Origin of the sequence: Mycobacterium sp. GA-0227b, from assembly GCF_001499855.1 — a bacterium.
Taxonomy (GTDB): domain Bacteria; phylum Actinomycetota; class Actinomycetes; order Mycobacteriales; family Mycobacteriaceae; genus Mycobacterium.
Window position 1 is genome coordinate 255,695 of sequence record NZ_LQIK01000001.1, and the last position, 22,306, is coordinate 278,000.

General features: G+C 69.6%; 17 protein-coding genes. 12 read left to right on the top strand and 5 right to left on the bottom strand.

Features of this window, described 5'->3' with window-relative positions:
* Positions 1-68 precede the first annotated feature (68 nt).
* The 4 genes from AU185_RS01235 to AU185_RS01250 all read left to right on the top strand — a co-directional run bounded on the left by AU185_RS01235 (position 69) and on the right by AU185_RS01250 (position 3,816).
* A complete protein-coding gene (locus AU185_RS01235; protein WP_059100496.1) occupies positions 69-746 on the top strand; it encodes a GntR family transcriptional regulator in 678 nt (225 codons plus the stop codon).
* An 84-nt stretch (positions 747-830) separates the two neighbouring features.
* A complete protein-coding gene (locus tag AU185_RS01240) occupies positions 831-2,576 on the top strand; it encodes an ABC transporter substrate-binding protein/permease (protein ID WP_502687725.1) in 1,746 nt (581 codons plus the stop codon).
* Entirely contained in the window at positions 2,576-3,313 is a 738-nt protein-coding gene (locus AU185_RS01245) for an amino acid ABC transporter ATP-binding protein (RefSeq protein WP_059100497.1), read from the top strand. Before AU185_RS01240 ends, AU185_RS01245 begins: the two co-directional genes overlap by 1 nt.
* Before the next feature lie 56 nt (positions 3,314-3,369).
* Complete coding sequence (locus tag AU185_RS01250) at positions 3,370-3,816, top strand: MarR family winged helix-turn-helix transcriptional regulator (RefSeq protein ID WP_059100498.1); 447 nt, start codon at positions 3,370-3,372, stop codon at positions 3,814-3,816.
* 60 nt (positions 3,817-3,876) lie between these two features.
* On the opposite strand, the gene ggh is transcribed toward AU185_RS01250, so the two are convergent.
* A complete protein-coding gene (gene ggh, locus AU185_RS01255; RefSeq protein ID WP_059100773.1) occupies positions 3,877-5,217 on the bottom strand; it encodes a glucosylglycerate hydrolase in 1,341 nt (446 codons plus the stop codon).
* A 53-nt stretch (positions 5,218-5,270) separates the two neighbouring features.
* Between ggh and AU185_RS01260 the strand changes: the two genes are divergently transcribed.
* Entirely contained in the window at positions 5,271-5,939 is a 669-nt protein-coding gene (locus tag AU185_RS01260) for an SDR family oxidoreductase (protein WP_059100499.1), read from the top strand.
* An 83-nt stretch (positions 5,940-6,022) separates the two neighbouring features.
* On the opposite strand, the gene leuS is transcribed toward AU185_RS01260, so the two are convergent.
* A complete protein-coding gene (gene leuS, locus AU185_RS01265; RefSeq protein WP_059100500.1) occupies positions 6,023-8,866 on the bottom strand; it encodes a leucine--tRNA ligase in 2,844 nt (947 codons plus the stop codon).
* A gap of 176 nt (positions 8,867-9,042) precedes the next feature.
* Between leuS and AU185_RS01270 the strand changes: the two genes are divergently transcribed.
* Both AU185_RS01270 and AU185_RS01275 read left to right on the top strand, forming a co-directional pair.
* The gene (locus AU185_RS01270; RefSeq protein WP_059100501.1) at positions 9,043-10,029 is read left to right on the top strand and encodes an LpqN/LpqT family lipoprotein; all 987 of its coding nucleotides are present in this window, start codon (positions 9,043-9,045) and stop codon (positions 10,027-10,029) included.
* 78 nt (positions 10,030-10,107) lie between these two features.
* A complete protein-coding gene (locus AU185_RS01275; protein WP_059100774.1) occupies positions 10,108-10,455 on the top strand; it encodes a hypothetical protein in 348 nt (115 codons plus the stop codon).
* A 7-nt stretch (positions 10,456-10,462) separates the two neighbouring features.
* Here the strand turns inward: AU185_RS01275 and AU185_RS01280 are convergent, their stop codons facing one another.
* Complete coding sequence (locus AU185_RS01280; protein ID WP_059100502.1) at positions 10,463-11,068, bottom strand: YqgE/AlgH family protein; 606 nt, start codon at positions 11,066-11,068, stop codon at positions 10,463-10,465.
* Positions 11,069-11,180: 112 nt separating this feature from the next.
* Between AU185_RS01280 and AU185_RS01285 the strand changes: the two genes are divergently transcribed.
* The gene (locus tag AU185_RS01285; protein ID WP_059100503.1) at positions 11,181-12,464 is read left to right on the top strand and encodes an MFS transporter; all 1,284 of its coding nucleotides are present in this window, start codon (positions 11,181-11,183) and stop codon (positions 12,462-12,464) included.
* A gap of 9 nt (positions 12,465-12,473) precedes the next feature.
* On the top strand, positions 12,474-13,250 hold the full coding sequence (locus AU185_RS01290) for a TIGR03084 family metal-binding protein (protein ID WP_059100504.1): 777 nt from the start codon (positions 12,474-12,476) through the stop codon (positions 13,248-13,250).
* A gap of 4 nt (positions 13,251-13,254) precedes the next feature.
* On the opposite strand, the gene AU185_RS01295 is transcribed toward AU185_RS01290, so the two are convergent.
* Complete coding sequence (locus AU185_RS01295; protein WP_059100505.1) at positions 13,255-13,746, bottom strand: hypothetical protein; 492 nt, start codon at positions 13,744-13,746, stop codon at positions 13,255-13,257.
* A gap of 128 nt (positions 13,747-13,874) precedes the next feature.
* Positions 13,875-15,320, bottom strand: a complete 1,446-nt coding sequence (locus AU185_RS01300) for a CCA tRNA nucleotidyltransferase (RefSeq protein WP_059100506.1) — start codon at positions 15,318-15,320, stop codon at positions 13,875-13,877.
* An 85-nt stretch (positions 15,321-15,405) separates the two neighbouring features.
* On the opposite strand from AU185_RS01300, the gene AU185_RS01305 reads away from it, so the two are divergent.
* From AU185_RS01305 to murJ, 3 genes are read left to right on the top strand one after another with little or no spacing between them, the layout of a single operon-like run.
* Positions 15,406-16,227, top strand: coding sequence for an NUDIX hydrolase (locus AU185_RS01305; RefSeq protein ID WP_059100507.1), 822 nt, complete (start codon positions 15,406-15,408; stop codon positions 16,225-16,227).
* Positions 16,224-18,650: a DUF6049 family protein gene (locus tag AU185_RS01310; protein WP_172800125.1), complete on the top strand. Its 2,427-nt coding sequence runs from the start codon at positions 16,224-16,226 to the stop codon at positions 18,648-18,650. Before AU185_RS01305 ends, AU185_RS01310 begins: the two co-directional genes overlap by 4 nt.
* Complete coding sequence (gene murJ, locus AU185_RS01315; protein ID WP_059100508.1) at positions 18,647-22,300, top strand: murein biosynthesis integral membrane protein MurJ; 3,654 nt, start codon at positions 18,647-18,649, stop codon at positions 22,298-22,300. Before AU185_RS01310 ends, murJ begins: the two co-directional genes overlap by 4 nt.
* The last annotated feature ends 6 nt before the right edge of the window (positions 22,301-22,306 follow it).

A 22,306-nucleotide genomic window follows, 5' to 3' on the forward strand; every position in this document is an offset into this window, starting at 1 on the left:
GAGACTGTCGCCGCACCGCGCAAGTGTGGGGGTACCCCCACCGGAGGTCGGGGAGAGCGATCCCACCCATGCCAAAGAAGTACGGGGTCAAGGAAAAAGACCTTGTGGTCTCGCATGTCGTCAACATGGTCCTGACCGGCAAGCTCCGCTCCGGTGATCGGATCGACCGCAACGAGATCGCGCACGAACTCGGCCTGTCGCGCGTGCCGATCCAGGAAGCCGTCGTGCAACTGGAACACGACGGCATCCTGTCCACCCGGTATCACCGCGGCGCATTCGTCGAACGCTTCGACGAGGACTTCATCCGCGAACACCACGAGCTGCACGGCTTTCTGACCGGCATGGCCTCCGCGCGCGCCGCGGCCGATCCTGACCCGCGCGTGGTCGACCGGCTGAGCGCGCTGACCGATCAGCTGCGCAGCACCCGCGAGTCCCGCGGTTTTCACGACGCAGCCTGGCAGTACCGCAGCGTGATCACCGACGCGTACGCCGGTCCCCGGCTGGCCGCACTGATCAGGTCGGTGCAAGCCTTCGTACCGCCCCAATTCTGGGTCGCGTATCTCAGCAACCACGACGAGATGCTGCCGTACTACGAGAACGAGACCGCCGCGATCGGCCGCGGCGACGAGGCGGCCGCCCGCGGTGCATGCGTCGACCGCAGCGAGTTGATGGGCCGGATCATGCTCGCCGAACTAGTGCGCCGCGGGGTGCTGCGCGCCGCAGGTGCCTCGTCGGTTGCGTTCTGATCGAGCCCAACGCGGTGTGGGCGCGCCGCTGACGGATACGTTGCTGGGGTGACCCCGTTCGTGCGGCTCTGCAGGACTTCGGTACTGGCGCTGACCGCGGTGTTGGTGACCGGTGTCGGCCTCGCCGGGCCGGCACACGCCCAAGTCGATCAGTGTGCGCCGCCCGGCATCGAAAGCGCCAGCGCGCTACCCACCAACCTCGCCGCGGCGGCAACGGGCCCCGAGGAGGACCGGTACACCACCGCCGGCGTCGAACCGCTGTCGGCGGTGAACGTCGACGCATTGGGGCTGAGTCAGCCCGGCACGCTGACCGTCGGCACGCTGTCGGATGCGCCTCCGAGCATCTGCATCAATTCGGCCGGCCAGTTCACCGGCTTCGACAACGAGGTGCTGCGCGCGGTCGCCGACAAACTGGGCTTGCAGATCAACTTCGTCGGCACCGAGTTCTCGGGGCTGCTGGCACAGGTCGCGGCGCACCGCTTCGACGTGGGGTCGTCCTCGATCACCACCACCGAGGCGCGCCGGCGCACGGTCGGCTTCACGAATGGCTATGACTTCGGCTACTTTTCGCTCGTCGTGCCGACCGGCTCGCCGATCTCCGGCTTCGCCGACTTGGCGGCCGGCCAGCGCATCGGGGTCGTGCAGGGCACGGTGCAGGAGTCGTACGTCATCGAGACGCTGCGTCTGCAGCCGGTCAAGTACCCGGACTACAACACCGTCTACGCCAGCCTGAAGACGCGCCAGATCGACGCGTGGGTGGCGCCGTCGCAGCAGGCGTCGGGCACGGTGCAGCCCGGCGACCCGGCGCAGATCATCGAAAACACGTTCAGCTTGGACAATTTCGTCGCATGGGCGGTGGCCAAGGAGAACCAGCCCCTCATCGACGCATTGAACTCCGGGCTGGACGCGGTGATCGCCGACGGCACCTGGGCGCGGCTGTACTCCGACTGGGTGCCGCGTGCACTGCCGCCAGGCTGGAAGCCCGGCTCGAAGGCGGCGCCGGTGCCTGAGTTGCCGGATTTCAACGCGATCGCCGCCGAGAACCAAGGTGTGCCCGCGGCGCCGGCAGCGCCGAAATCGACTCTGGCGCAGTTGAAGGATGCTTTCCTGGACTGGGACCTGTACCGGCAGGCGATTCCGGATCTGGTCAAGACCGGCCTGCCGAACACGCTGATCCTGACCGTCAGCGCCGCGGTGATCGGCGTCGTGCTGGGCATGGTTCTCGCGGTCGCCGGCATCTCACGGCATCGCTGGCTGCGCTGGCCGGCCCGCGTGTACACCGACATCTTCCGCGGCCTGCCCGAGGTGGTGATCATCCTGCTGATCGGCCTGGGTCTGGGGCCGGTCGTGGGCGGGCTGACCGGCAACAACCCCTACCCGCTGGGCATTGCCGCGTTGGGCCTGATGGCCGCGGCGTACGTCGGCGAGATCTTGCGGTCCGGCATCCAGAGCGTCGAACCCGGTCAGTTGGAAGCCTCACGCGCATTGGGCTTTTCGTACCCGACGTCGATGCGGTTGGTGGTGATCCCGCAGGGCGTGCGACGGGTGTTGCCCGCGCTGATGAATCAGTTCATCTCGCTGCTCAAGGCGTCGTCGCTGGTGTACTTCCTCGGCCTGGTGGCCGATCAGCGTGAGCTGTTCCAGGTCGGGCGCGACCTCAACGCCCAGACGGGCAACCTGTCGCCGTTGGTGGCCGCGGGGTTCTTCTATCTGATGCTGATCGTGCCGCTGACGCATCTGGTCAACTACATCGACAACCGGCTGCGGCGCGGGCGTCGGCCGGCCGAGGAGGATCCGCTGGAGTTGTCCGCGTCTCAGGAGATGATCTGATGGCTGACTTCGAGCCGGTCTCGTTGGCCGCCAACGATCTTCACCTGTCCTTCGGCCCCAACCCGGTGCTGCGCGGTGTCGACATCGACGTGCCCGCGGGCAGCACCACGGCGGTGATCGGCCCGTCGGGGTCGGGCAAGTCGACGTTGCTGCGGACGCTGAACCGGTTGTATGAGCCCGACCGCGGGGACATCCTGCTCGACGGTCGCTCTGTGCTCGCCGACAACCCCGACCAGTTGCGCCAGCGCATCGGGATGGTGTTCCAGAACTTCAACCTGTTTCCGCATCGCAGCGTGTTGGACAACGTGACGCTGGCGCCGCGCAAGCTCAAACGACTCAGCGCCGACGAGGCCCGCGAGCTGGGGATGACGCACCTGGACCGGGTCGGGCTGCGCAACAAAGCCCAAGTTCGGCCGACCACGCTGTCGGGCGGGCAACAGCAGCGGGTGGCGATCGCGCGGGCGTTGGCGATGGCGCCGCAGGTGATGTTCTTCGACGAGGCCACCTCGGCACTCGATCCGGAGTTAGTGAAGGGAATCCTCGCGCTGATCGCCGACCTCGGCGCGGACGGCATGACGATGGTGGTGGTCACCCACGAGATGGGCTTCGCGCGGTCGACGTCGGACGCCGTCGTGTTCATGGACCACGGCAAGGTGGTGGAGGCCGGGCCGCCGGAGCAGCTCTTCGACGCCGCCGAAACGGATCGGCTGCAGCGGTTCCTCTCTCAAGTGCTTTGAACTTACGTGCCCGTCACGCATCGTGGCAGCGTCAGACAGGTTAGACTGCCGAAATTATGGCGGACGTCGTAGAACCGCAGGTCGCGGAGCTGTCGGGAGAGCTGCAGCGGGTGCTGTCGCGGGTTTTCTCCGTGCTGCGCCGCAGCGACACCCCCCGTAACGACGCCGCAGACCTGACGTTGGCCCAGCTGTCGATCCTGCTGACGCTGCTCGAACAGGGGCCGATGCGGATGACCGACCTGGCCACCCACGAGCGCGTGCGCACCCCGACGACGACCGTCGCGATCCGCCGGCTGGAGAAGTTGGGCCTGGTGAAACGGTCCCGTGACCCGTCTGACCTGCGGGCGGTGCTGGTCGACATCACCCCGGAAGGCCGCGCGCAGCATCAGGAGGCGCTCGAGGTTCGCCGCGCCCACCTGGCCAACCTGCTGGCCAAACTGAGCCCGGAAGACCTCGAGACGCTGACCAAGGCGATCGCCCCGCTCGAGCGGCTGGCCGAGTAGCCGTCGGACGACGATCAAGCGGCGGGACGACGCGTTGAGGAGTCCGACCATGTAGCCCATTCAGCCCAGCCAGTCCAACACCGCGGCCGCGGTCCACGACTGTTGCATGCTGCCCAGCGGCTCGCCGGTGAACGGTTCGTAGTACTCGGCGAACGCCCCGTCGCTGGCTTGGCGTAGACCTTCCTGGCGCAGGAGACGGGCGCGTTCGGCCCAGCCGCGGCGCGCGAAGCACCAGGAGAACAGCCACGTCATCGCCGGCCAGACCGGACCGCGCCAGTACTCGCGCGGCCGGAAGTCGCGGGACACCGGCGACGTGGACGGAATGCCGGCGTATCTCAGGTCGGGATGTCCGCAGAACCGCGGGCCCTCCAGCAACTTCACCAGCGTCCGTTCTCTGTCGTGCGGCAAGCCGCCGCACAGCAGCGGAGCGAACTGCGCGACCGTCTCGGTGGCCACCCACTCGTCCGCGCGGACGTCGTAATCGCGTGCCGCGCCGGTTCTTTCGTCGGTCGCGTCGATGACCCCGCGGCGGAAACGCTCGGCCAACCCGTAGAGTTCGCGCACGTCGGCGTCTGGGCGGCCGTAGTCCTCGCCGATCTCGGCGAGCACATCGCATGCGACCGCGAAGATCGCCGAGACGAACACGTCCTCGACCGCGAAGCTCATCACCTTGGGCAGCAACTCGTCGTCGTAGCGGGCCGACTTCATTTCCTCGAGCAGCCACAGGTAGCGGTCATACTCCAGGTCGGACGGGCGCTGGGTGGCGTCGGCGACGATCGCGGTGTCCTCGCGCTGGTACTCCGGCACGCTGCCCGGAATCACGTTGGCGTAGGCGCTGTCCCAGCGCGGTGAGTTGTCCATGCCGGACTCCCAGCCGTGGTACAGGGTGACCCGGCCATGCTTCTGCGGGTCACGCGCGTCCGCCAGCCAGCGGTGCCAGTTCACTAGGTCGTCCCACCGGCGATCGAGGAACGCCTCGGCGACCGCACGGGCGGTTCGGCCACGGGTCCGGGCGTGATCGACGATGCGCTGCACGGCGATCGCGTGCACCGGCGGCTGGGTGATGCCGGAGGTGTGCCGGTTGCGCGGCGCGTGCACGGCGAGCGCGGAGGTGGCCCAGCGCGCCGGCCCCGGGAAGTAGCCGTCGACTCCGTTGGCGAACACGATGTGCGGGATCATCCCGTTGGACCACTGCGCCGAGAGCAGGGTGTCGAGTTCGACGACGGCGCGCTCGACGCTCAACGGTGCCAGCCCGATCGCCACGAACGCCGCGTCCCAGCTCCACATGTGCGGGTACAACAGCGGGGCTGCGGTGGTCATGATGCCCAGGTCATTGCCCCGCAGCAGGTACGCCGCGCGGGCCGCGAGCTGCGTCGGAGCAAAACTGTGGTCGGGGGGCATCGGTTCCATGATGCGACGTCTGGCCGCGCAGCGCAGGTCGGTAGGGTTTCGACATGCCGACCGCGATGATCACGGGCGCCTCGCGAGGGCTCGGCGCGGCGATCGCGACGGCGCTCGCCCCTACCCACACGCTGTTCCTGGCGGGCCGGCCATCGGCGGCGCTCGATGCGGTGGCCGGTCAGTTCGGCGCGACGACGTGGCCGATCGATCTGGCGGACGTTTCCGGTATCGAGGCCGTGGTGGAGCCGATCGTCGAGCTGGACGTATTGGTGCACAACGCCGGAACGGCGTTTCCGGCCCGGGTCGCCGAGTCGACCGTCGACGAGTGGCGCGCCACCATGGAGGTCAATGTCATTGGCGCCGTTGCGCTTACACTCGCCTTGTTACCGGCGCTTCGCGCCTCTCGCGGTCAGGTGGTCTTCGTGAACTCCGGCGGGGGCATCAACGCATCGCCAGGGTTGGCGTCGTACTCGGCGAGCAAGGCCGCGTTGCGGTCGTTCGCCGACTCGCTGCGCAACGACGAGCCGTCGCTGCGAGTGACATCGGTGCATCCCGGCCGGATCGCCACCGAGATGCAGGAGGGCCTGGTCGCCTACGAGGGCGGCTCGTATGACCCGTCGCGGTTTCTCAGCCCGCAGAGCGTGGCGCGTGTGGTCGCCGATGCGGTGAACTCACCGCCGGACGCTCACGTGCACCAGGTCATCGTCCGCCCCCGCGGCTAATAGCTCGCGCCGATTGTGAATCCGGCGACGCTCGAAGCGCCGAAACCGTCGCCAGATTCACAATGCGGGACGGGGTGGCGGAATCACACGACGATGTTGACCAGGCGGCCAGCCACCACGATTACCTTTTTCGGCGTCGCGCCGTCGATGAAGGCCTGCACCTTCTCGTCGGCCAGCGCGGCCGCCTCCAGCGCGTCGGCATCCGCGTCGGCAGCGACCGTCACCCGGCCGCGCACCTTTCCGTTGACCTGTACCGGATACTCGACGGTGTCCTCGACGAGATACTGCGGGTCGGCGAGCGGGAACGGGCCGTGCGCAAGCGACGAGTCGTGGCCCAACCGCCGCCACAACTCCTCGGCCAGATGCGGGGCCAGCGGCGCCACCATCAGCACCAGCGGCTCGAGCGCCGCGCGCGCCGTCACGCCCTGCTTGGTCAAGTGGTTGGTGTACTCGATGAGTTTGGCCGCCGCGGTGTTGTTGCGCAGGTTCGTGTAGTCGTCCGATACCCCGGCGATGGTGCGGTGCAACAACTTCAGCGTCTCGGCGTCGATCGCCTCGTGCTCCGAGACACGCTCGGTGCCGGTACTCTCGTCGACCACCAGCCGCCACACCCGCTGCAGGAACCGGTGTGCGCCGACAACGTCCTTGGTCGCCCACGGCCGCGACGCCTCCAACGGGCCCATCGACATCTCGTACACCCGCAACGTGTCGGCACCGTAGCTGTCGCAGATCTCGTCGGGTGACACCGAGTTCTTCAGGCTCTTGCCGATCTTGCCGAACTCCTGGAAGACCTCGGCCTCGCCGTCCGGTCCCGGCCAGTAGAACTTTCCTTCGCGCTCAACGACTTCCGCGGCCGGAACGTATGCTCCGCGTTCGTCGGTGTAGGCGAACGCCTGGATGTAGCCCTGGTTCACCAGCCGGCGGAACGGCTCTCGCGAGCTGATGTGCCCGAGGTCGTAGAGCACCTTGTGCCAGAACCGGACGTACAGCAGGTGCAGGACCGCGTGCTCGACGCCGCCGACGTACAGGTCCACACCGCCGGGGTCGTCGGCGCCGTGTTCGGCCGGCCGCGGGCCCATCCAGTAGGACTCGTTCTCCTTGGCGCACAGCTCTTCCTTGTTGTGCGGGTCGGTGTAGCGCAGCTCGTACCAGGAGCTGGCGGCCCATTGCGGCATGACGTTGGTGTCGCGGGTGTAGGGCTTGAGCCCGTCGCCGAGATCCAACTCCACGTTCACCCAGGAGGTCGCCTTCTCCAGCGGCGGCGACGGCACGCTGTCGGCGTCGTCGGGATCGAACAGCACAGGCGAGTAGTCCGGCACGTCGGGCAACTCGACCGGCAGCGCCGACTCGGGTAGCGGATGCGCGCGGCCGTTCTCGTCGTACACGATCGGAAACGGCTCGCCCCAATACCTTTGCCGTGCGAACAGCCAGTCCCGCAGCTTGTACTCGACCCGCGGCTGCGCTCGGCCGGCTGCCGCCAGCCGCGCGGTGATCGCCTCCTTCGCCGACGCGACGCTCAACCCGTTGAGCTCACCGGAGTTCACGATCTCGCCGTCACCGCTGTACGCCTCCAGCGAGATATCGCCGCCGGCAACGACTTCCACGATCGGCAGGCCGAACTCGGTGGCGAACTCCCAGTCCCGCTGGTCATGTCCCGGCACCGCCATGATCGCCCCGGTGCCGTAGCCCAGCAGCACGTAGTCGGCGATGAACACCGGAACCTGTTGACCGTTGGCGGGGTTCGTCGCATAGGCGCCGATGAACACCCCCGTCTTGGCCTTGTTCTCCTGCCGCTCCAGGTCCGACTTCGCCGCGATCGCCGTGCGGTAGGCAGCGACGGCTTCCGCCGGTGTCGCCGCGCCGTACGTCCAGCGCTCATCGACGCCCGCCGGCCACTGGTCGCCGACCAGCCTGTCGACCAGTTCGTGTTCGGGCGCCAGCACCATGTACGTCGCGCCGAACAACGTGTCCGGCCGCGTGGTGAACACCTCGATGTCGCCCGCATCGGTGCCGAACAGCACCGCGGCCCCCGTCGACCGGCCGATCCAGTTGCGCTGCATGGTCTTGACCTTCTCCGGCCAGTCCAGCAACTCGAGGTCGTCGAGCAGGCGGTCCGAATATGCGGTGATGCGCATCATCCACTGCCGCAACCGCTTCCGAAACACCGGGAAATTGCCGCGCTCGCTGCGGCCGTCGGCGGTGACCTCCTCGTTGGCCAGCACGGTGCCCAGTCCGGGGCACCAGTTCACCAGCGAGTCGGCCCGATAGACCAGCCGGTACGAGTCGATGAGATCGGCGCGCTCGCCCTCTGACAGCGACGCCCACGTTCGGCCGTCGTCGAGAGCGCGTGCGCCGGATTCGAACTCGGCCACCAACTGCGCGATCGGCCTGGCCTTCTGCGTGGCCGGATCGAACCACGCGTTGTAGATCTGCAGGAAGATCCACTGCGTCCACTTGTAATAGTCGGGGTCGGTGGTGGCGAAGCTGCGGCGCGAGTCGTGGCCGAACCCCAACCGGCCCAGCTGGCGCTTGAAGTTGACGATGTTGGCTTCGGTCCGGATGCGGGGATGCGTCCCGGTCTGGATCGCGTACTGCTCGGCCGGTAGTCCAAACGCATCGAAGCCCAACGCGTGCAGGACATTCCGTCCGGTCATCCGGAAGTACCTGGCGTAGACGTCGGTGGCGATGTAGCCCAGCGGATGTCCGACGTGCAGGCCCTCGCCCGACGGGTAGGGGAACATGTCCTGCACGAACATCTTGTCGGCGGGCACCTGCGAACCGTCGGCCGGTGCCAACGAGCCGACGGGGTTCGGGACGTGGAAGGTCCCGGCGTCCTCCCACCGCTGCTGCCAGGTGCGCTCGATCTGCCCCGCCAACTCCGCGGTGTAGCGGTGCTGCGGGGTGTCGGTGGTCGGCGCGTCTGTCACGTGAACAGGGTATAAGCATCCAATTCGCGCCTCGCCCGGCCACGGGTTGGTCTCGGTTGCGTTGCGGGGAAGTCAGAACACTGTTGCAGCTCGATTCCGACGCTGGTGGCCGAGCTTCGCCGGTCGATACAGTCAGCGCCTGACCCACCCCGTGCTGTTCGGAAGGACCAACGCAGATGATCGAGATCGCCCCTCGCTGGCGGATTCTGGCCGCAAGTGTGGCCGCCGCCACCGCCGGCGTCCTCGGCTTCGCGGGCACGACCGCCTCGGCCGAACCCCTCGTACCGCAACCACCGCTGCCCGCCCCCGCCACGGTCACCCAGACCGTCACGGTCGCGCCCAACGCGCAGGCCCTGAGCCAGCCCGGTGTGAGTTCGGCCACCGGGGTGGTGTCATCCGCGGCGAGCGCGTCGCCGGGCTTGGCGGCCGCACCCGTCCCGACGCCGCCGGTCGCCACGATCCAACCCGCCCGCTCCGGCACGATGACCGAATTCTTCGCCGAGAAGGGCGTGAAACTCGAACCGCAGTCCAGCCGGGATTTCAAGGCGCTCAACATCGTGCTGCCGATGCCGCGCGGCTGGGAGCATGTTCCCGATCCGAACGTGCCCGACGCCTTCGCCGTGATCGCCGACCGGGTCGGCGGCAACGGCCTCTACACATCCAATGCGCAGGTCGTGGTGTACAAGCTGGTCGGCGACTTCGACCCCAAAGAGGCCATCAGCCACGGTTTCGTCGACAGCCAGCAGCGGCCGGCCTGGCGCACCACCGACGCGTCGCTCGCGGAGTTCGGCGGCATGCCGTCGGCGTTGATCGAGGGCACCTACCGCGAGAACAACATGACGCTGAACACCTCGCGCCGCCACGTCATCGCCGCCGCAGGCCCGGACAAGTACCTGGTGTCGCTGTCGGTGACCACAAGCGTCGATCAAGTTGTGCCGGCCGCCGAAGCGACCGACGCGATCGTCAACGGCTTCCGGGTCAGCGTTCCCGGCCAGCCCGCAGCACCCGCGCCGGCCGCCCCAGGCACGGCGGCTGCGCCCGCTGCGACGGCTGTGGCTTCCCCCGGTGCGGCGGCTGCTCCCGGCGCGACGGCCGCGGCTGCCCCCGGCGCGATTACCCCGCCGGCCGCTCCGGTTTCCAGCCAGCTGGGACTGCCGCGATAGACCTGTCCCCCGGGCGAAGCCTGGCGCCCGGGGGACGCCCCATCTCACCCCGCCGACGCTCCTCGTATCCTCGTGCTCATGCTCATCGCCGCGGTGCTCTGCCTGTGTGCTGCCGCCGCGACCGCGGGAGTCGGCGCGTGGCTGCTGCGCCGGCCCCCATCAGGAGACCCAGTGCAGGTGGTCCTGCGCTCGGTTGCCCCCACCCAACTCGCGGCCGCCGCGATGCTTGCTGCCGGCGGCGGTGTCGCGCTCGCGGCCGAGCCCAGAATCTCCGTCGTCGTACTGACCGTCTGCGTGCTCGGAGCGGTGGGCACGGTGGCGGCCGGATGCTGGCAGAGCGCGAAGGCGGCTGCGCGCAGCGAGGCGGCGACGAGTTCCGGTGGCTGCGGCGGCGGATGCGCCACCTGCACGCTTCCCTGCAGCTGACGCCGTTCTAGTTGCGGCTGACGTCGATCGGATGGGTCGCCAGCAACGACAACGGCAACGGCTGCCTGCGCAGCACCCGCGACCACAGATCCACCCGCGGTTCCACGAGAACGTCGGACGGCAACGCCGACAACACGATCCAGTCGTCGCGTTCGATCTCGGCATCGAGTTGGCCGATGGTCCAACCCGAATAGCCCGCGAAGATCCGCACCCCCTCGACCACCGGGGCGATCGAGTCGGGGTCGGCGTCGAGGTCCACCATCACCATGCGCCCCTGCACATGCCGCAGGCCAGGTACGCCGGCAGCCTCCATCCCCGCGCGCAAGGTCGCCAGGCACAGCGCCGCATCGCGTTTCACCGGCCCGCCGATGAACATGGTCTTCGGTTTGGCGGCCACCTTCGCCCACTGCGGCAACACGTTGTACACCGCCGTCTCGCTCGCCCGGTTCAGCACCACCCCGAGCGTGCCGCCGTCGTTGTGCTCCACGACGTAGATCACGCTGCGGCGAAACGTCGGCTCCAGAAGGTCGGTGTTGGCCAGAAGCAGCGTTCCGGCCCGCACGCGCGGCGCCGCAGGGGCGATGAAATCCTCCGGATCCTCTGACTGCGCCACGTGTCCATCATGGCACCAGCAACCGGCATCATGGCGGACAAGCGCGACCCCGCCGCGATATTTGTACTGTGGATGCGGTCCCGATCCGAAGCTTCTAGGAACGCGATCTCCCGTGCCCGATATCCGTGCGCCCATCGCCGTCTGGCGGTCGGTACGCGAGCTGCCCGACTTCTGGCGGCTCCTGGAACTGCGGGTGGTCAGCCAGTTCGGCGACGGCCTGTTTGCGGCGGGGCTGGCGGGCGCAATCCTGTTCAACCCGCAGCGGGAGGCCGAACCATGGGCGATCGCCGGGGCGTTCGCCGTGCTGTTCCTGCCCTACTCGCTGCTCGGCCCGTTCGCCGGCGCGCTGCTCGACCGCTGGGACCGGCGAGTGGTGCTGGTCGCGGCGAACGCCGGCCGCCTGGCGTTGGTGCTCGCGGTCGCCGCGCTGCTCGAATCCGGCGCGGGCGACCTGCCGATCCTGTGCTGCGCGCTGATCGTCAACGGGTTCACCCGGTTCGTCTCCTCCGGACTGTCGGCAGCACTGCCGCATGTCGTGCCGCGCGACCAGGTGGTCGCGATGAACTCCGTCGCCATCGCGACCGGCGCGGCGGCCGCCTTCCTCGGCGCGAATTTCATGCTGCTACCGCGCTGGCTGTTCGGCGCCGACGACGCCGGCGCCGCGGCGATCATCTTGATCGTCGCCATTCCGGTGGCGCTGGCGCTCTGGCTGGCGTGGCGCTTCACGCCGCGCCTACTCGGCCCCGACGACAGCGTGCGCGCGATCCACGGGTCGGTGCTCTACGCGGTGGCCACCGGCTGGGCACACGGCGTTCGAACGGTGGCGGCGGTGCCCTCCGTCGCCGCGACGCTGACCGGCCTGGCTGCGCACCGGATGGTGTTTGGCATCAACAGCCTGCTGGTCCTGGTGATGGTGCGCCACAGCGACACTCACGCGGTAGCGGGCCTCGGCACCGCGGTGTTGTTCGTCGCGGCGACCGGCACGGGATCGTTCATCGCGGCCGCCGTCATGCCGATGGCGGTGCGGCGGTGGGGAAGGTACGCCACTGCCAACGGCGCGTTGGCGATCGCCGCGCTGATCCAGTTCGCCGGTTCCAGCCTGCAACTGGCGATGATGGTCGTGTGCGGCTTCCTTCTCGGCATGGCCGGCCAGGTGGTCAAGCTGTGCGCGGACAGCGCCATGCAGCTCGACGTCGACGATGCGCTGCGTGGGCACGTGTTCACCGTGCAGGACTCGCTGTTCTGGATGGCATTCATCGGCGCAATCGCGGTGTCGGCGAGCGTGATTCCGCCCGACGGACACCAGCCGGCGCTGGCGTTGACCGGTGTCGGGGCGTATCTCGTCGGCCTGGCCGCGCACGCGGCGCTCGGCAGGCGCACGTCGTCACCGGGCTAAGGTGACCGCATGGCTGGTGCCGCGCCGATGGTGGCCGATCTTCGCGCCGAGAGCGACGAACTCGACGCCATCGTCGCCGACCTTCCCCCTGCGCGATGGGCCGAGCCCACTCCGGCCGAAGGGTGGACGATCGCCCACCAGATCGCGCATCTGCTGTGGACCGACCGCGTCGCGCTGACCGCCGTCACCGACGAGGCCGCATTCGCCGCGCTGCTCGAGGAGGCGGCCAAGGACCCCGCGCGCTTCGTCGACGCGGGTGCCGAGGAGCTGGCGGCCGTGCCACCAGCTGAGCTGCTCGCCGACTGGCGACGGACCCGCGCCCGGTTGCACGACGAGCTGTTGACCGTCGCCGACGGACGCAAACTGCCGTGGTTCGGGCCGCCGATGAGCGCGGCATCGATGGCAACGGCCCGGCTGATGGAGACCTGGGCACACGGGCTCGACGTCGCCGACGCGCTCGGGGTGCGACGGCCCGCCACCGGACGACTGCGCTCGATCGCGCACATCGGCGTGCGCACCCGGGACTTCGCGTTCGCGATCAACGGCCAACAGCCGCCGGCCGAGCCGTTCCGTGTCGAGTTGCGCGCCCCCGACGGGTCGACGTGGTCGTGGGGACCCGAGGACGCCACGCAACGGGTGAGCGGCTCGGCGGAGGACTTCTGCATGCTGGTGACCCAAAGGCGGCCGCGGTCGACGCTGGACGTGGCGGCGGTCGGCTCCGATGCGGAGCAGTGGCTGGGTATCGCGCAGGCGTTCGCGGGCCCACCGGGCTCCGGCCGCGATTAGCCGACTACAGATCGCTTGCGGAGTCCGCGCGGCCGTCGCCGTCGCTGTCGGTGAGCTTGATGTCCCACCGGCCGTCGGCGTCGGCGTCGACATAGGCGACCTCGCCGCCCAGTGCTCGGTCCGCCAGGCCGTCGCCGTCGACATCGAGCAGACGCTCGTCGGCCTGACCGTCGGTGTCGAGGTCGATCAGCGGACCGCCGACCTGCTCCACACCGTCGAGCCCGAACCACCGCAATTGCCCGGCCCGGTCCACGCTGACCGCCCAGGTGCCGGTGCCGTCGTCGCTGAAGTATGCGGCCGCGCCGGCTGCGTGGTCGCGCACCAAATGCTCCGCAGTACCGTCCGCGTCGAGATCGGCCATCGCGTCGTCGAGTAGGCCGTCGCCGTCGAAGTCGAGACCGACAGCGTCGAGGGAGCCGTCACCGTCCACATCCACATCCGGCGCGGCGGACCAGATCGTGGCCGAGCCGTCGCCGTCACCCAGGCAGTAGTCCATGTCGGATCAGACGCGACGACCCGGCTCAAGGGTTCCGCGCGGTCGCTGATTTCGGGTGAGCGACCGCCGTTGTACGCCCGCGAGCGGCGTGTCGGTGTGCAGACACGGTCGCTCGCGGAATCAAGGGGTCAGCCTCTGGCGTTCCACCACGCCAGCAGTTCCTCGACGGCTTCCTCCCGCGTCAGCGGCCCGCGGTCCAGCCGCAACTCCTTCAGGTACTGCCACGCCTCGCCCACCTGCGGACCCGCGGGGATGCCGAGAATCTCCATGATCTCGTTGCCGTTGAGATCGGGCCGCACCCGGGCGAGGTCCTCCTTCTCGGCCAGCTCGGCGATCCGGTGCTCCAGGTCGTCGTAGTTGGCCTGCAGCCGCGCCGCGCGGCGCTTGTTGCGGGTGGTGCAGTCGGCGCGCACCAGTTTGTGCAGCTTCGGCAGCAGCGGACCCGCGTCGGTCACATACCGGCGCACCGCCGAGTCCGTCCACTTCCCGCCGCCGTAACCGTGGAATCGCAGGTGCAGATAAACCAGCTGCGACACGTCGTCGACCATCTGCTTGGAGTACTTCAGCGCCCGCATCCGCTTGCGCGCCATCTTCGCGCCGACGACCTCGTGATGATGAAAGCTGACGCCGCCGTTGGGCTCGTGCTTGCGGGTGGCGGGCTTGCCGATGTCGTGCATCAGCGCCGCCCAGCGCAGCACCAGATCGGGCCCCTCGTCCTCCAACGCGATGGCCTGCCGCAACACGGTCAGCGAATGCCAGTACACGTCCTTGTGCTGATGGTGCTCGTCGATGGCCATCCGCATCGCGCCGACCTCGGGCAGCACCACATCACCCAACCCGGTCTGCACCATCAGGTCGATACCTGCGACCGGGTCGACGCCCAGCAGCAACTTGTCCAGTTCGGCGGCCACCCGCTCGGCGGTGATGCGGCTCAACTGCGGCGCCATCGCCACCAGCGCCGCCACCACCCGGGGAGCCACCGTGAACTCCAACTGCGAGACGAACCGCGCGGCGCGCAGCATGCGCAGCGGATCGTCGCCGAACGACACCTCCGGCGCGGCGGGCGTGTCGAGCGTCTTCGCCCGCAACGCCGCCAAACCGTTCAGCGGGTCGTGGAATTCGCCGAGGCCGCCCGGCCGGTCGGGGGCGATCCGCACGGCCATCGCGTTGACGGTGAAATCGCGCCGCACAAGGTCGGCGTCGAGGTTGTCGCCGAACCGCACCTCGGGGTTGCGCGACACCTGGTCGTAGCTGTCGGCGCGGTACGTGGTGATCTCGAGCCGTTCGTCGCCCTTGCCGACCCCGAGCGTGCCGAACTCGATGCCGGTGTCCCACAGCGAATCGGCCCACGGGCGCAGGAACCTCTGCATCTGTTCGGGGCGGGCGTCGGTGGTGAAATCGAGATCGGTCAGCAGCCGGCCGAGCAGCGCGTCGCGAACACTGCCGCCGACGAGGTACAACTCGTGACCGGCGTCAGCGAACAGCCGACCGAGCTCGCGCAGCACCGCACCGTGGCGGTTCAGCTCGACTTGCGCGGTGGCAAGCAGTTCGGCGTCGGTCGGGGCTTCGGGCACGTTCGGACAGCTTAATCGGCAACGGCTCAGTCACGACCGGTGAGTGCGACGGGGGCGAATGTGGGTGGCAGCTACTATCGCTTGGGTGTCGGACGGCGAACAGGCCAAACCACGACGGCGCCGGGGGCGGCGCCGCGGCCGACGCGCGGCAGGCCCCCCGGAGGCAGTGTCCGACCAGTCCCACCAGCCCCGCAACCGTCCCGTCCCGCAGCCCCTTCCCGGTGGCCACCACAACAACGCCGCCCTCAACGGCGACGCCGGCACCAAGGGCAAGCAATCGAAGAAGGGGCGTCCACGCCGACCGCCCGACCGGCTGCGGACCGTGCACGAGACATCGGCCGGCGGACTGGTCATCGACGGTCTCGACGGCCCCAAGGAACGGCAGGTCGCGGCGCTGATCGGGCGCATCGACCGGCGCGGCCGGATGCTGTGGTCGCTGCCCAAGGGACATATCGAGATGGGCGAGACCGCCGAACAGACCGCCGTCCGCGAGGTCGCCGAGGAGACCGGGGTCCAAGGCAAGGTGCTCGCCGCGCTGGGCAGCATCGACTACTGGTTCGTCACCGAAGGCCGCCGCGTACACAAGACCGTGCACCACTATTTGATGCGGTTTCTCGGCGGTGAACTGTCCGATGAGGACGTCGAGGTCAGCGAGGTGGCTTGGGTGCCGCTGAAGGAGCTGCCGTCCCGGCTGGCCTACGCCGACGAACGCCGGCTCGCCGAAGTTGCCGGGGAGCTGATCGACAAGCTGCACGCCGACGGCCCGGCCGCCCTGCCGCCGCTCCCCCGGTCCTCGCCGCGGCGTCGGCCGCAGACGCATTCGCATACCCGCAACCGTCGGCCCGACGGACCCGCGCAACCGTCCCTGGGGGCCGAGCGGACGAACGGCTGCGGACAGGGCCCGTGACCTCCGGCGCGCTGCTGCGCCTGCTGACCGCGCTGATCCTGCTCGCGCTCAGCGCTCTCCCGATCGCCGTCCCGCCCGCCGCCGCGGGCCAGCCCGATACGACGCCGTTCCTGCAGGTGCGCATCGACCGCGTCACCCCCGACGTGGTGACCACGACCAGCGAGCCCACCGTCACGGTTACCGGCGCCGTGCTCAACGTCGGGGACCGGCCGGTGCGCGACGTGGTGGTGCGGCTGGAGGACGCCGGTGCGGTGACGACGTCCACCGGGCTGCGCACCAACCTCACCGGCGACGTCGGCCAGTTCGAACCGATCGGGGACTTCGTCACGCTGACCCCGGAACTGCCTCGCGGACAACAGGTTCCGTTCGTCCTGTCGTATCCGCTGCGCTCGGCCGCCCAGCCGTCGCTCAGCATCGACCAGCCGGGCGTGTACCCGGTCATGGTCAACGTGAACGGCACCCCGGACTACGGCGAGCCGGCCCGCCTCGACGACGCCCGCTTCCTGCTGCCCGTACTCGGCGTTCCACCCGATCCGGCGACCGAGTCCGCGACCGACGCGGTCGCCGCGGTCGAACCGCCCGACACGTCCAAACCCGTCGAACTGACCCTGCTGTGGCCGATCGCGGACCGGCCACGCCTGGCGGCGGGCGCACCCGGCGGCGCCACCCCGGTGCGCCTGACCGACGACGACCTCGCCACCTCGCTGGCCGCGGGCGGCCGGCTCGACACACTGTTGTCGGCGGCCGAGTTCGCCACCAGCCCCGAAGTCGACCCCGAGGGACGGGTGCACGCGGCGACGTGTCTGGCCGTCGACCCGGATCTACTCGTCACCGTCAACGCGATGACGGGCGGCTACGTCGTCAACATCGGCCCCGACGCCGGGCCCGGGACGCCAACCCGTCCCGGTACCGGCCAGGCCGCCGCCGTGGCGTGGTTGAACCGGCTCAAGGCGTTGGCGAAGCGAATGTGCGTCACCGCGACCACCTACGCGCAGGCCGACCTCGACGCGTTGCGCCGCGTCGGTGATCCCGGGCTCAGCCGGATCGCCACCACGTCCTCGAGCGACATCGTCGACCAGATTCTCGGCATCACATCGGTCCGCGGCGCCAGCCTCCTCGGCGACGGACCGCTGACCACCCCCGCCGTGCGGCTGTTGTCTGAGCGCGGCGGCCAGACGGTGGCCATCGCGGCCGGGTCGGGTGCCGACAACGGCTCGGATGCGGCGAATCCCGGCACTGCGGACACCACGCCGGTGCGCTACACGCCGCAACTCGTCGCCGCACCGTTCGATCCGGCGGTGGGGGCCGCGCTCGCCGGCGCGGGCACCGACCCCGTCGCGCCCGGGTATCTGGACCCGTCCCTCGACTTTCCGCTGCAGCACGACTCGGCGGTGGCGCGACGTCAGGATGCGCTCGGCGCGGTGCTGTGGCGGGGGCTCAACCCCGACGTCGCGCCGCGCACGCAGATCCTGATGCCGCCGCTCGCCTGGAGCCTGCAGCCCGACGACGCCCGCGCGTTGTTCACCGCGGTGGCCACCGCGATCAACGCCGGGCTGGCACGCCCGCGTCCGCTGCCCGCGGTGATCGCCGCGGCCAGCGCCGTACCGCCCCAGGAAGTGGCGCCGCTGCCCGGCGACGACATCGGCGATCCCGATGCGCGCTTCGACGACGCGGTGGTCTCGGGTATCTCGGCCGTCATCGGACGGCTGTGGGGGTTGACCGCGGCGCTGACCACCGACGTGCGGACCGGCCTGACCGGATACGGGTACACCGCGCCGCTGCGCGAGGACATGCTGCGCGCGCTGAGCCAGTCGGTACCGCCGGACGCCCGCAATGGCCTTGCGCAGCAACGGCTCACCACGGTTGGGCATACGGTCGACGACATTTTCAACGCGGTCACCATCGTCAACCCGGGCGGTTCGTACACCTTGGCCACCGAACGCAGCCCGCTGCCCCTGGCGCTGCGCAACGACCTGCCGGTGCCGATCCGGGTCCGGCTCCACGTCGACGCGCCACCCGGGATGACGGTGACCGACATGGGCGAGATCGAATTGCCGCCTGGCTTCCTGCCGTTGCGGGTGCCCATCGAAGTGCACTTCACGCAACGGGTCGCCGTCGATGTCGCGTTGCGCACCGTCGACGGCCTCCCGCTCGGGGAGCCGGTGCGGTTGTCGTTGCATTCCAACGCGTACGGCAAGGTGCTGTTCTTCATCACGCTCTCGGCGGGTGCGGTGCTGGTGCTGCTCGCCGGCCGCCGGCTGTGGCACCGATTCCGCGGCCAGCCGGACCGCGCCGACCTCGAAGCCGATCCGCACCGCCCCGATCCGCTCGATGTCGCGCTGCACTACGACGACGACTCCACCGACGTGCCGCTGAGCCGGTCCGGACGCAGGGGCACCGGCGCGTCCGGTGGGACCGGATGAACACCGCGTTGCCGCCGCGCCGGCCGCCGCGCCCACCGCCGCCTCGGCTCAGCCGGGGACCGGCGCCGCGGAGACGGGCCGGGCGCCCGGAACTCTCCGACGCCGCGGTGGTGTCGAGGTCGTGGGGCATGGCGGTCGCGACGCTGGTCAGTCGGCTCACCGGATTCGCCCGCATCGTGTTGCTGGCGACCATCCTCGGCGCCGCGCTATCCAGTGCGTTCTCGGTCGCGTACCAACTGCCGAACCTGATCGCCGCGCTGGTGCTCGAGGCGACGTTCACCGCGATCTTCGTGCCGGTGCTGGCGCGTGCCGAGCGCGACGATCCCGACAACGGCACGGCGTTCGTGCGCCGCCTCGTCACATTGGCGACGACGCTGCTGCTGATCACCACCGCACTCTCGGTGGCGTCGGCGCCGATGCTCGTCGGCCTCATGCTCGGCGGCGATCCGGAGGTCAACCGCGATCTCACCACCGCGTTCGCCTACCTGCTGCTGCCCCAGGTGCTGTTCTACGGGCTGTCGTCGGTGTTCATGGCAATCCTCAACACCCGCAACGTCTTCGGGCCGCCCGCATGGGCGCCGGTGTGCAACAACCTCGTCGCGTTGGCCACCCTCGGCCTGTATCTCATTGTGCCGGGCGAACTCTCGGTGGACCCCGTGCAGATGGGCAACGCGAAGCTTTTGGTGTTGGGCATCGGGATGACGCTCGGGACGGTGACGCAGGTCCTGGTGCTGTTGGTGGCGATTCGCCGCGAACGCATCAGCCTGCGCCCGCTGTGGGGCATCGACGAGCGGATGAAGCAGTTCGGCGCGATGGCCGCGGCGATGGTGCTGTACGTGTTGATCAGCCAGATCGGGTTGATCGTCGGCAACCGAATCGCCAGTGGCGCTGCGGCTTCCGGACCCGCGATCTACAACTACACGTGGTTGGTGCTGCAGTTGCCGTTCGGCATGATCGGCGTGACGGTGCTGACCGTCGTGATGCCGCGGTTGAGCCGTAACGCCGCCGCCAACGATCAGCGCGCGGTGCTCGCCGACCTCTCATTGGCCACCCGGCTCACCATGGTGACGCTCATCCCGATCGTGGCGCTGATGACCGTCGGCGGCCCGGCCATCGGCAGCGCGCTCTTCGCCTACGGCAACTTCGGTGAGGTCGACGCCAACTACCTCGGCATGGCGATCACGCTGTCGGCATTCACGTTGATCCCCTACGCCCTGGTTCTGCTGCAGCTTCGGGTCTTCTACGCCCGCCAGCAGCCCTGGACGCCGATCCTGCTGATCGTGGTGATCACGACCGTCAAAATCATCGCCTCGCTCATCGCTCCCCATGTCACCGACGATCCCGATCTGGTGGCCGGCTATCTCGGCACCGCCAACGGCCTGGGCTTCCTGGCGGGCGCGACCGTCGGCTACTACCTGCTGCGGGCCAATCTCGACCCGCCCGGCGGACGGCTGATCAGCCTGCAGGTGGTCCGCACAATCCTGGTCACCATCGCCGCGTCGCTGCTCGCAGGCCTGCTGGCCCATGTCGTCGACCAACTGCTCGGGCTGGAGTCGCTGACGCGCAACTGGGGCGGTGCCGGGTCGCTGCTGCGGCTGGCGGTGATCGGCCTGATCATGGCGCCGGTCATCGTCGCGGTGCTGCTGGCCGCGCAGGTGCCCGACGCCCATGCGGCGCTGGCCGCGGTCCGTCGCCGCCTCGGCCGCCCGGCGAGGACGCCCCTGACGCGTACCGCCGCCGACCGGCCACGCAGGCGCACCCCCCTCACGTACCCTCAACAGAGGAATTCGTCCCCGCCAGGGCGGCGTCACAGCCCACCGACCGTCCGGCGCGGACCACCTCCCCCAGTTGCCTGGGACCGGACGCGGAAAGGACCAGCGGTGAGCGACGAACCCGCAGGCGGCTCCGCGCCCACTCCCGACAGCACCGCCACCACCAAGATCCCGCTGTCCTCGACCGGGCAGTCCGAGGTCGCCGCCGACGACCTCCAGCCCGACGTGCCCGAGCCCACCAGCGACTCGGCGACCACCGAGTTCGCGGCCGACAACGGCACCGCCCGGATACCGGTGTCGGGCCGGCCGCCCTCCGACTACGGCGGCGACCCCACCCGCGAACCGCTCGCGTTCGACCCGCCGCGCGAACCGGCCATCGAGGCCGCCACCTCCGATGAGGACGTCCACCTCATTCCCGGAGCGGTGATCGGCGGCGGCCGCTACCGGCTGCTCGTGTTCCATGGCGGTCCGCCGACCCTGCAGTTCTGGCAAGCGCTCGACACCGCACTGGACCGTCAGGTTGCGCTCACCTTCGTCGATCCGGACAACACCCTGTCCGACGCGGCACTGCGCGAGATCCTGGCGCGCACGCTGAAGCTGAGCCGCCTCGACATGCCCGGTGTTGCGCGGGTGCTCGACGTGGTCAACACCGGATCCGGGGGCCTCGTGGTCTCGGAGTGGATTCGGGGCGGCTCGTTGGCCGAGGTGGCCGACACCTCGCCATCCCCGATCGGCGGGGCCAGGGCCATTCAGTCGCTCGCCGCGGCGGCCGAAGCCGCGCACCGCGCGGGCGTCGCGCTGTCGATCGACCACCCCAGCCGGATACGGGTCAGCATCGAGGGCGACGTGGCGCTGGCCTTCCCGGCGACGCTCGCCGACGCGACGCCCGAGGACGACATTCGCGGCATCGGCGCGGCGCTGTACGCGCTGCTGATCAACCGGTGGCCGCTGCCCGAGCACGGGGTCCGGAGCGGCTTGGCCCCCGCCGAACTCGACTCCGCCGGGCAGCCGATCGAGCCGCGCGCGGTCGATCGCCACATCCCGTTCCAGATCTCCGCCGCGGCGGCGCGCGCCGTTCAGGAGGGCGGCGGCATCCGCAGCGCGCCGACGCTGTTGAACCTGCTCCAGCAGGCCACCGCGATCGCCGATCGGACCGAGTTGATCTCCCCCATCGACGACCCCGAAGATTCCGCATCACGCACCCGGGAAGTGGTCGTCGACGATCCGGAGACCCGGGCGCGCCGCCGTAAGGCGCTGATGATCGGGCTCGGTGTGGGCGCGGCCATCGTCGTGGTCGCGCTCGTGGTGTTGGCCACCGTGCTGAGCCAGATCTTCGGCGACGTCGGCGACGGCCTGGGCGGCGACCGGCTCGGGCTCAACGATCCGACGACCACGGAATCGGGCGACACCGGCGGCGGCGCCACCGGGAATGTCGTCAAACCCACTGCGGTGACGGTCTTCTCACCCGAGGGTGAGGCCGATGCGCCGGCAGAGGCGGACAACGCGATCGACGGTGACTCCTCGACGGTGTGGCCGATCGACACCTACACCGACCCGGTGCCGTTCCCGAACTTCAAGAACGGCGTCGGGCTGCTCCTACAGCTGCCGCAGCCCACCACGATCGGCGAGGTCGACATCGACCTCAACAGCACCGGCACGGCGGTGGAGATCCGCTCGGCGCAGTCGTCGTCGCCGTCGTCGCTGTCCGATACCACCGTGTTGACACCTGCCACGCAGCTCAAGCCCGGGTCCAACACCATCAAGGTGGAGAACGCCTCCCCGACCTCCAACGTGCTGGTCTGGGTCTCCACCCTCGGGCAGGTCAACGGCCAGAGCCGCTCGGACATCGCCGAGATCACGCTGCGGTCGGCGTCCTGACCCTTC